This is a genomic window from Lacinutrix undariae (assembly GCF_052934785.1).
Genome location: NZ_CM128809.1, coordinates 1,476,164 through 1,487,674, shown reverse-complemented (window position 1 = coordinate 1,487,674; position 11,511 = coordinate 1,476,164). Strand labels below are relative to the sequence as shown.

The following is an 11,511-nucleotide window of genomic DNA, read 5'->3' as shown; positions in this document are numbered from 1 at the left end:
GCAGTAACACATGCGCATTTAAACGTTAAATTTAATAAAAAATACATTGTTCAAATAGTAATTGCCATTGTTGCGATACTAATCTTAAGATCTTCGGTTTGTAATAACACATTTGCACAAGACTCTAAAGTAGCTCCAGTAGTAATAATATCATCTACTAATAAAACATGTTTTCCTTTTAAATGATTAAAGTCTTTAAGTTCAAAAACTGCATCATTAGGCTCCGTTCGGGTAAGTCGGTTTTTAAAAACTTGCGTTTTAGTATTGGTTACTTTTTGTAAAACAGACGTATTATACTCACAGTTTAAAGCTTTTGCTATTTCCTTGCCAAATTTATCAACTTGATTATACCCCCGTTTTCTTAATTTAAATTTATGAAGCGGTACCGGAATTACTACATCAATAGTTGCAGCATATTTTGGAATAGTTTTTAATTCGCCACCCAACCATTGCCCTAAAAACACGCCAACATCTTCTTGTCCTCTATATTTTAAATTATGTAATAACTGTTGTACTATTCCTTTCTTAGAAAACTCCAATAAAGCTGTCGCCTCTTCAAGCTTAACTCTTCCGTAAAGAACATTTTTAACCGCATCACTATTAGTAAAATGGTATTCGGTAACAGGAAAATTATGTCTGCATGTCGTACAAACATATACTTCACAATCTGTTAAGTGCACTAGGCAAGCTAAACAGACATTAGGAAAGAATAAATTTAACAGATTTCTTATCATTTTCACTTAAAAATTACCTATAAGTCAATAAGATACAAAAAACAACACTAAATAAATAACAGCTTTTTAATTTTTAAAAGACAATACAAATCTTTCACTTATAATTTAGATAAATATATTTTTAAAAACCACTCCATTAATTGTAGCGGTTTTTTATTTTTGCAGTATGGCAAATCAAGACGATCAATTTAAAAAAGTAATCTCACACGCAAAAGAGTACGGTTATGTATTTCAAAGTAGTGAAATATATGACGGTTTAAGTGCGGTTTACGACTACGCTCAAAATGGAGCAGAATTAAAGAAAAACATTCGCGACTATTGGTGGAAAGCCATGGTGCAAATGAATGATAATATAGTAGGTATTGATGCTTCTATTTTTATGCATCCTACCACTTGGAAAGCTTCAGGACACGTAGATGCCTTTAGCGATCCATTAATAGACAATAAAGATTCAAACAAAAGATATCGTGCAGATGTTTTAGTTGAAGACTATTGTGCTAAAATTGAAACTAAAATAGAAAAGGAAGTTAAAAAAGCTGAAAAACGTTTTGGTGACACCTTTAATAAAGCAGAATTTGTAGCTACAAACGGAAGAGTTTTAGGGTATCAAGAAAAAATAGACACGATTTTAAAACGTCTAGGAAAATCTCTTGAAGCCGAAGATTTAGCTGATGTAAAAGCGCTTATTGAAGAATTAGAAATTGCAGATCCATTAACAGGATCTCGCAACTGGACAGAAGTAAAACAGTTTAACCTAATGTTTGGGACTAAACTTGGTGCTTCTGCAGAAACAGCAATGGATTTATATTTACGTCCAGAAACTGCTCAAGGAATTTTTGTAAACTTTTTAAACGTTCAGAAAACTGGACGTATGAAAATACCATTTGGAATTGCACAAACAGGAAAAGCTTTTAGAAACGAAATTGTTGCAAGACAGTTTATTTTTAGAATGCGTGAGTTTGAACAAATGGAAATGCAATATTTTATTAAACCAGGAACACAAAAAGAATGGTTTGATAAATGGAAAGAAACACGCATGAAATGGCACAAATCGTTAGGAATGGGTGAAGATAATTACCGTTTCCACGATCATGAAAAATTAGCACATTATGCTGATGCCGCTACAGATATTGAGTTTAAATTCCCATTTGGTTTTAAAGAATTAGAAGGAATTCACTCTCGTACAGATTTTGATTTAAAACAACACGAAGAATTTTCTGGTAAGAAATTACAATATTTTGACCACGAAGAAAACAAAAGCTACACGCCTTACGTTTTAGAAACTTCAATTGGTTTAGACAGAATGTTCTTAGCTGTGTTTTCAAACTCTCTTGTTGAAGAAGAATTAGAAAACAACACTACGCGTACTGTTTTAAAATTACCTGCGGTTTTAGCACCTGTAAAAGCAGCTGTTTTCCCACTTGTTAAAAAAGACGGTTTACCAGAAGTTGCAAAACAAATTATTGAAGACCTTAAATGGGATTTCAATGTGTTTTACGATGAAAAAGATGCTGTTGGAAAACGTTACCGTCGTCAAGATGCAAACGGAACTCCATTTTGTATCACTGTAGATCACGATACATTAAACGATAACATGGTAACTATTCGTCATAGAGATACTATGGAGCAAAAACGTGTTAAAATTGAAGATTTAAGAAGTATTATCGCTCAAGAAGTTGATGCGAAACATTGGTTAAAAAAGATGGTGTAATTCCTTCTTAAAATTATATATAAAAACACCCAAGCTAATTAGTTTGGGTGTTTTTTTTATGTTTATTTTTTTTTAAAATCTATAGCCTAAAGTAACACCTAATTTACCAACAAGATCACTGTCGCTATAATCACTATCTAACAAATTACGCCCAACACCTAAACTTAGTTCTCCAACAAAACCGCTTTTGGTCACCCATTTTCCACCAATCCCAATTCCTAAAGCAAAGTTAACTTCATCTTTAGTTTTACTAATTAATATGGGATTTTCACCTTCTGTAAATCTATAAGTATCATGTACAGTAGAATTTAACATTCCAAATCCTTCTAAGAAAAATCCAGCAGCATATTTTTCACCAAAGTAAAACCTGTAATAAGGGGAAATATAATATTTAAGATCTTCCCTTATATCTTCTTCAAACGGTACAAAAAGCTCAATACCAACACCAGATTCTTCATTTAATAAACGTTCGTAAGTCACATCAAAAGCACCAATAACCATAAAAAGCGCATTGATTTTAACCTCATTTTTCTTTTTATGAACATCGTCATTTTCTGTATCATCTTGAGCAAACAAACTCATAGAAAACGACATTAAAATTCCCATTAGAATTATTTTTTTCATATTCTGATATATTTAAAGCAAATTATTTTTTAAATATAGTGAAAATTTTATCAGTCAATAAAAATTAAAAATAAGCCTTAAGTTGAACTGTGCCAGTATGGATCGTGTTTGAAGTTTCTGTTTTTCTACCAAAATAACTCAGGTTTAAATCTAAAAATTTAGTCAGTTTTTTTTGGGCTATTAACGTCCATGTAAAATTCTTTCCGGCTTGTAAACCTTCTAAAATTTGATATGATACTGGCGTATTTTCTAATCCGTCAAACGTGTTTTCAAAAAAGTCTAGACTTCCTGTTAAAGCTATTTTTTGAGCATTATTATACGTAAAAGACATGCCATAATTGTTTTGAAGCAACTCTTCCATATCTCCTGTAGTATTTGCCTTTTTAGTATATTGGTAAGACAAATCAAAACGGGCGTTTTCGTTAAATAAGTAAGATATTTTAGGCTGAAAACGAAGCTCGTCTATTTTATAATTTCTAGAAGAATAATTTTCACTCAAACTTTCGTTCTCCTCAATACTAGATTGTAAGTTAACCAACCAACTCACACCTAATTTATGATTAAAATTAAATTGATGACTGTTCAATTTATTTTCCTGAAATCCTATAGATAAAACCGTGCGCGCTGTATTTGCTAAAAACGTATATGACGTGGTGTAACGCTGTTTACCACGATTAAAAAACAGCACATTACGTACACTTTTATTAAGCGCTAATTGATTATCCTCATCAATTTTAAACGGATTAAGATTAAATCCGCTACCTTGACGTTCGTTTTCTTGGTTAATTAAATATGAGGTTTGATTATAAAAATGAGAGAAAAACAACTTGGTTTTATTTTCAGATCTACTCCATTGTTGCGGATTAATAGTCACTGTTTGACTCAATTTATTTTGATGCGTTTTCACATACACCTGACTTGGCAATAGCACCCGAATATAATTTCCTTGATCTTGAAATTGCGCCAATTCAAACTCGTTAAGTTCTTGTATGGTGTTCAAATTATAGTCAATCCAAGTGTACGAACCTTGGCCCGCTTCCACTTCCACGTAAGTGAAATCTTGTTGTGCTAAACTCCCCGAACTGGTTTCAAAAAGGGTATTCCAAATGACTAAATTGTTTAATAATTTTTGATTGTAAGTAACTCTAGAATTTAAAGATTCCTCGCTTTCAATAGCATCATCAGCCGAATTTAACTCTCTGTAATTGACATAAACGCCTAAATTAGTATTTTGATTCTGAATTAATTTTGAATTTATCGCATAGGTATTTGACGTACTCACACGCTGTAAACCTGAAGTTCGTAAACTATCATTTACACGATATTTATATCCAATTTCAACAAAAACATTTGTACTATCTCCCACTCCTGTAAAAAGTTCGTAGGAAGAAAATTTCTGACTCACATCTGTAAAATTTCCAGTTTCTTTTACACGTTGTTTATTTTCTTCGGAAGCAAATTTACCACCCACCCATTGCTTATTAAAACCATACGAAACACGATTAAAAGTCCTAAAAAAGCGAGAGGTAGAGACATCGCTATTACTTTTTAGTAAGCTAGAATTTGTAAACACATTAAATTTTTCAAAATTTAAATTCGCTAATAAATTATGACGATTCCCGTTAAAATTCTCCGAGTAATTAAGATGCTCAAATTTATAAGTTGCCACACCATGTTTGGGATGCATTAACTCAAAACCACCCGTCACTAAACTTTGATCTCCCAAAGGGATTTCTAAATTCCAATCTCTATCAAATTCTGCATAATACAAACGTTCTATGGTTTCAAAATTAGCTTCAATTCTATCGGCATCTACAAAAGCATTTAAATTCCAAAGGCTATCGGTTTTTATAAGCTGATGTTTTACGCTTAATTTGGCTGCAAATCCATTATTATCGGCATCATCTTCCGAAGAAAATAAATTTAAATCATTTTTACTTCCTGCTAATTCAAAATAAATATTGGTGTTTTCAGTAGGTTTATAAGTTCCGTTAAGTACAGCAATTTGTAATTTTACAGGCGCAACTAATTGTACAATTGGCGCATAACTTCCTTGTGGAATACCCGAAATTGGTGCTACATATTGGTAAATATTTGAAATTGCATCACTATTTGAAATGATATAATCGCCAAGATTATCTCCAACTAAAGTAAAATTTACGCTATATAATTCGTCATCAGGATTAGATGAAAACACAAAAACCTCTTCTCCTCCAATAATTTCTTTTCGGTATAAAATTCTGTTTTCGCTATAACTTTCAGACACATCAGACGGCGATACCATAAGCTCATTATCATCTCCAGCATCTGCCAAAATTTGTTTTTGCTCGTTAGATAAACTCTGTTGAAGTTGTTGGTTTTTAGAATCTACTTCGGAATACACCGATACACCTAGTTGCAATTTATCGGTTTCATAACTTCCACCAGCAAAGGTTGTAAATCGCGAATAATTACGATCGCTATATTGATAATCTACCGTAACCCGCATTTCGGAAGTCACCGGATACGTTGCATTAAACGTTACTTCACCGGCATTATAATCTATAATATAATCATTACTTTCACCACGCTCCAAAGGAATTCCGTTTACATAAACGGTTTCACTTCCCGACACCACAAGCACGTACAATTCATTATTTGGACCTTGTAATTTATACGGACCTTGATTTCCTTCTTGCGCTGTAAATTGACTAGTGGTAAACTGCCCACGTACTAACGCTCCAGAGGCAAACATATTGGTTTTAGAAACTTCTTTATCAATATTCACATTCACCAATAATCCTTGAACACGCTTACTAAAACTCGCAAAATAACTGTTGGTATTTACCAAATCAATATCTCCTGCTCTAATATTCCAGTGTTCTCCAAATAGCTCGATAAACACCTGATCAAACTCATCTAATCGTTGCGAATATCCACTTTCTTGTAATGGAACATTTGCATCTTGAATAGACGCTCTCAAGGATACTTTATTACTCAATTTTCCCGAAATTTGTAAATCGAGTTCACTATTTAAAACTGAATTTTGATTACTACCAACGGTAACACCACGTGAAATACTTCCGGAAGTTGTTAAACCATCAAAAGGTGTAAATTGATTTTGAATTGTAGATTGCTGAAGTCGGTAAAGCTGCTGCGTACCTTCGTTACTTTCAACAATTATATTTTTATCGAGTTGAAAGTATTTCCGTGTTAAAAATTCAGGATATTTTAAATATTCAATAGTAATAGAATCATTTTCAATAGGCGAATTAAAGACTAAAAGTGCTGTAGAAAAATCTATATGATATTGAGACGGATTAATAATAACATTATTTTTCCCTTTCACTATAAATTTACTCGAATTGATACTTACCGAATCTACTTGAATAGAATCTCGCACAGCCACACGTTTTGTTTTGTACGCAGATGGCTCTGTTTGCGCAATAGCACAAAACGACATCAAAAACACCATACAACACAAAACAACTTTCATTAGTAACTAAACTCCATTTACAGGAAAATATTTTATCGTTAAAACCTCCATAAATTATAGCGTAAAAGTACAGTATTATTTATTTTAGCTGAAATTCTTATTTATCACTATGAAAATTATTTCTTACAACGTTAATGGCATTAGAGCTGCAATAAAAAAAGACTTCATTGGATGGCTTAAAAGTGCAGACCCCGATGTGATTTGTCTTCAAGAAATTAAAGCTCAAGAAGACCAATTAGACCTTTCTCTTTTTGAAGATGCAGGTTACAAATATAACTATTGGTATAGTGCTCAAAAAAAAGGATATAGCGGTGTTGCAATTTTAAGTAAAACCAAACCTAACCATGTAGAATATGGTACAGGAATTGAATCTATGGATTTTGAAGGCCGAAATATTCGTGCAGATTTTGATGGTATTTCAGTAATGAGTATGTATTTACCTTCCGGAACAAATGCTGCAAGATTAGAGCATAAGTTTGAATATATGGATTTAATTCTGGAGTATTTAACCAATTTACGCAGTACACATCCTAACCTAGTGGTTTTAGGAGATTACAATATATGTCATGAAGCTATAGATATTCATAACCCAAAAATGAAAGGTGTTTCGGGATTTTTACCTGAAGAACGCGAATGGTTAAGTAAATTTATTGCCAGTGGTTTTGTAGATGCTTACAGAACTTTACATCCTGAAAAACAAGAATTTTCATGGTGGAGTTATCGCGCCAATTCTAGAGCTAATAATAAAGGTTGGCGATTAGATTACGCAATGGTTACCGCACCATTACAAGAAAAACTAAAACGCAGCGTTATCCTAACGGAAGCGGTACACAGTGACCACTGCCCGATTTTAGTAGAAATAAATTAATAAACCCCACATCAATTAAATAGAATATAGTATGATTAAAAAATTGTCTGTAATAGCACTTACACTTGTATTATCAACCTCTTGTGTTTCTAAAAAAATATATACCGACTTAGAAAACAAGTACGCTAATTTAAAGAAGGAAAACAGAAAACTATCTGATAATAACAAAACACTTTCTAAAGATTTAAATACATCATCAAACGGTTTAGATGAACTTCAAAAACAATATGATGAAGCCATCGCACAACGTAATAAGTTACAAAGTGACTATGATGCTACAAAAACAAACTTAGATAACTTAACGGCATCTTATGATGCTTTAGAAAAAAATAGCTCTTCTGCATTGGCTCAAAACTCTAAGAAAAACAGAGAACTTTTAGCACAATTAGAAGCTAAAGAGCAAGCACTTGCAGCAGAAAACGAACGTTTAGCAAAACTAAAAGAAGAGTTAGAAAGCAGATCGCAACGTGTTGCAGAATTAGAAAACGTAATTGCCACTAAAGATGCTGCAATGACAAAATTAAAAGATGCTATCTCACAAGCTTTAACAAATTTTGAAGGTAAAGGATTAACTGTTGAACAACGTAACGGAAAAGTGTACGTTTCAATGGAGAATAAATTATTATTTCAATCTGGAAGTTGGGCTGTAGGAACTAACGGAAAACAAGCTGTAAAACAATTGGCTAGTGTACTTGCCGAAAATCCTGAAATTGCTATTTTAATTGAAGGCCATACCGATAATGTACCGTACACTGCAAAAGGACAATTAACAAGCAACTGGGATTTATCAACCAAACGTGCCACTTCAATTGTAACTTTATTAAGAGAAAACGAAGGGATCAATCCTGAAAACTTAACAGCGGCCGGTCGTGGAGAATACGCACCAATTGCAAGTAACGATACGCGTGAAGGAAAAGCTAAAAACCGTCGTATTGAAGTGATTTTAACTCCAAAATTAGATGAAATCACAAAATTACTGACTGACAACTAATTATATTAAGATATAAAAATCTTAACATTTTACATAAAAAGAAGACCCTTCAAAACTTTAAAACCTTGAAGGGTCTTCTTATATTTATAGTACACAAAAAAGCATCATAATACTTACACCATGAAATATACTACACTCCCTAACACCAATATTAAAGTAAGTAAACTTTGTTTAGGTACCATGACTTGGGGAAACCAAAACACACAAGACGAAGGTTTTGAGCAAATGGATTATGCCCTTGAAAAAGGCATTAACTTTTTTGATACTGCCGAATTATACCCTGTTCCTGCTGAAGCAAAAACTTATGCCGAAACAGAACGTATTATAGGAAACTGGTTTCAAAAAACAGGACAAAGAGATAAAGTTGTTTTAGCCAGTAAAATTGCTGGACCCGGTGATTACACAGCTCATATTCGCACCAATGGTTTTTCTGCTGAAGCTATAGAAGACGCGGTAAACCAAAGCTTAAAACGCTTAAAAACCGATTATATAGATCTTTTTCAACTGCATTGGCCAGAACGCAACACCAATACTTTTGGAGTTAGAGATTACAAACATGATACTAGCGACCAATGGGAAGATAATTTTCAGTCTATTTTACAAACTTTAGATGGCATTATTGCTTCAGGAAAAGTAAGACACGCAGGAATTTCGAACGAGAAAGCTTGGGGAACTATGCGTTTTTTAGAAGAATCTAAAACTCATAATTTACCACGAATGAAAACTATACAAAATGCCTATTCTTTAATAAATCGTGTTTTTGAAGGTGATATGGCAGAAGTTGCTATGCGTGAAAACATTGGGCTTTTAGCCTATTCGCCAATGGCATTTGGTGTGCTTTCAGGGAAATATATAAAAGGATTGGATGATGAAACTTCGCGCTTAAACCTTTTTCCAAGATTTGCAAGATATAGTAATGATCGTGCTAACGAAGCCACTAAACGTTATTTAAAAATTGCAGAAGCTCACAACATGACTTTAGCTCAAATGGCTTTAGCTTTTGTAACACAACAACCTTTTGTAACGAGTAATATTATTGGAGCAACTAATTTAAAACAACTAAAAGAAAATATTGAGAGTATTAATATCACATTAAGTGATGCTATTTTAAAGGAAATAAATGCAGTACATGCCGATATACCAAACCCTGCGCCTTGATGATTATAAAGTGATATTTATTACAAATAAGCGTGTATCTTTTTAAGAATATGATAATTTATTGATATATTTAACACTTTAAATCCATATATTCTAAAATAACATGAAACAAAGCACAAAGCACAAAGCACAAAGCACAACTAAAGCAACTTACTAAGTTATTTATAATGGTTTTTACACTAACCTTTATGAATTGCCAAAAAGAAGATATTCAAAAAGAAAGTTCTACTAATGTAGAGGACACTAACAGTACTTCAGATATAAAAGGATTAATTATAAAAACAGATTCGGTTTTTATAGCCAATAATTTTTTAAGAGAACAGATAAGCAGTAAATTCTCAACAACAAACAATAGTAATGCAAGAACTATAACGTCTAGTACTTACGGGTTTAGTATTGATACAACAAGAGTACAAGTTTTAGCTTCAGACACTTTTGAGAGTTATACTTTTGTAATAGAAAGAGATGAACCAAATAATGATATTTTAGAAAACTATATCCTTACTCGATTTAATGATGGTAGTTTTAGTCAAATGTTATTAAGTTACCCTATAGTTACCATAGATGGAAATTTTTCTTATGATATTTCAAATATAAACGGACAATACATTAATGATATTAGCTTATTAACAGCTAGGTCTTCACCATGTAGTTGGAGTGGTGATGAAGTGATGGCATGGGATCCAAACGGAGGAGATTCTATAGAATTTTCTTGTGGAGGTGCAACAGGAAATGGAAAACACGGCTATGGACAATCTGGATGTAAAGCTCAAGGTGATGACAGAGCGAGTCAAAGATGTACAGGTGCATATGTAGCTATTGATTGTATTTTTGGAGGACCTGGATCAAGTACAGGAACTACAAATCCTGTAGGAGGCACGACTACAAACCCAATCCCTAACCCAACACCAGAGCCTACACCTGTACTCGTGGTACCTGTTGAAGCTCCTTTAGAAAGTGCAATATTAAATTTCTTATATGGCTATAATATGGAGTTTCTTAATCAAAATTATGATAATACACCTGTTAGAGAGGAAATGTTACAAAACTTAACAGATGAGCAAAAACAGAGTATCTATAATTACACAAGAAAATTTGGTATTTCTGATGCTGATAAAAAAGAATTTATTGAAATTGCTGTTGAGGCAATGGAAGAGGGTGCAATCGTATATTTTGATGATTTACTTATGTTAGACCCAACTTTTTTAGCAAATCAAAAAGTTAAATGCGTATATGAGAGACTCTCACAAATCTCTGATAGTTATTTTTCTAGCATCTTAGAAAGTTTTGACAACAATAAAGTTAGTAAATTAGCATTTAAAGTTGCTAACATTCCGCAAAACAATCCAACAGTCTATTATAATGCAAAAACTTTGCCTACATATGGAGGTGGAGGATCTATAAGAACTATAGATATTTATTTAGATCAAAATTTCATACAAAACTCATCATTAATTGAAATTGCTTTCGCTTTAATTCATGAATCAATACATGCAGAAATTATGGAGCGTTGCTTTCAGCTAGGTATTATTACTTCAATGACTTCTTCGGGATTTGGAGTAACAACTATAACATATTCAAATGGACAAGTCATATCTTCAGACATCCCTGATTATATTTTTGCATCTTTAATTAGTCAATATGTTAATACTTCTAACCCAAACCCAAACTGGCAACATGAAATATATTCTCCTTTAAATTATATCACAAAAATTTCTGAAGATTTAGAGCAAGCACACCCTCTATTAGACGATACTACAAATCCTTTCGAAAATAATCTCAATACAAACTCGTTACTAAATTTAACTATGGATGAATATTTTGAATCAATGTCATGGCTAGGTTTACAGAATACTCAAGAATACAATAATCTAGATCCTTTAAGCCTATCTAAAATATCACAATCACACCAACAAACTCAAGCACATTATAATCAAAACTGTAATTAAT

General features: G+C 32.6%; 8 protein-coding genes. 5 read left to right on the top strand and 3 right to left on the bottom strand.

What is annotated here, in order from left to right; translation table 11 throughout:
- Positions 1-50: 50 nt before the first annotated feature.
- Positions 51-680: a ComF family protein gene (locus ACU4C5_RS06585; protein WP_446846271.1), complete on the bottom strand. Its 630-nt coding sequence runs from the start codon at positions 678-680 to the stop codon at positions 51-53.
- Positions 681-900: 220 nt separating this feature from the next.
- Here ACU4C5_RS06585 and ACU4C5_RS06580 point away from each other — a divergent pair, with 220 nt between their 5' ends.
- The gene (locus ACU4C5_RS06580) at positions 901-2,445 is read left to right on the top strand and encodes a glycine--tRNA ligase (RefSeq protein ID WP_446846270.1); all 1,545 of its coding nucleotides are present in this window, start codon (positions 901-903) and stop codon (positions 2,443-2,445) included.
- Between the two features lie 72 nt (positions 2,446-2,517).
- On the opposite strand, the gene ACU4C5_RS06575 is transcribed toward ACU4C5_RS06580, so the two are convergent.
- Positions 2,518-3,069 carry a DUF3575 domain-containing protein gene (locus tag ACU4C5_RS06575; protein WP_446846269.1) on the bottom strand — a complete coding sequence of 184 codons (552 nt, stop codon included), beginning with the start codon at positions 3,067-3,069 and terminating at the stop codon, positions 2,518-2,520.
- A 64-nt stretch (positions 3,070-3,133) separates the two neighbouring features.
- Positions 3,134-6,451: a DUF8818 domain-containing protein gene (locus ACU4C5_RS06570; protein ID WP_446846268.1), complete on the bottom strand. Its 3,318-nt coding sequence runs from the start codon at positions 6,449-6,451 to the stop codon at positions 3,134-3,136.
- Between the two features lie 202 nt (positions 6,452-6,653).
- Between ACU4C5_RS06570 and ACU4C5_RS06565 the strand changes: the two genes are divergently transcribed.
- The 4 genes from ACU4C5_RS06565 to ACU4C5_RS06550 all read left to right on the top strand — a co-directional run bounded on the left by ACU4C5_RS06565 (position 6,654) and on the right by ACU4C5_RS06550 (position 11,510).
- A complete protein-coding gene (locus ACU4C5_RS06565) occupies positions 6,654-7,412 on the top strand; it encodes an exodeoxyribonuclease III (protein WP_446846267.1) in 759 nt (252 codons plus the stop codon).
- 31 nt (positions 7,413-7,443) lie between these two features.
- Positions 7,444-8,403 carry an OmpA/MotB family protein gene (locus tag ACU4C5_RS06560; RefSeq protein ID WP_446846266.1) on the top strand — a complete coding sequence of 320 codons (960 nt, stop codon included), beginning with the start codon at positions 7,444-7,446 and terminating at the stop codon, positions 8,401-8,403.
- 120 nt (positions 8,404-8,523) lie between these two features.
- Positions 8,524-9,561: an aldo/keto reductase gene (locus ACU4C5_RS06555; RefSeq protein ID WP_446846265.1), complete on the top strand. Its 1,038-nt coding sequence runs from the start codon at positions 8,524-8,526 to the stop codon at positions 9,559-9,561.
- A 188-nt stretch (positions 9,562-9,749) separates the two neighbouring features.
- A complete protein-coding gene (locus ACU4C5_RS06550; RefSeq protein WP_446846264.1) occupies positions 9,750-11,510 on the top strand; it encodes a hypothetical protein in 1,761 nt (586 codons plus the stop codon).
- Position 11,511 lies beyond the last annotated feature (1 nt).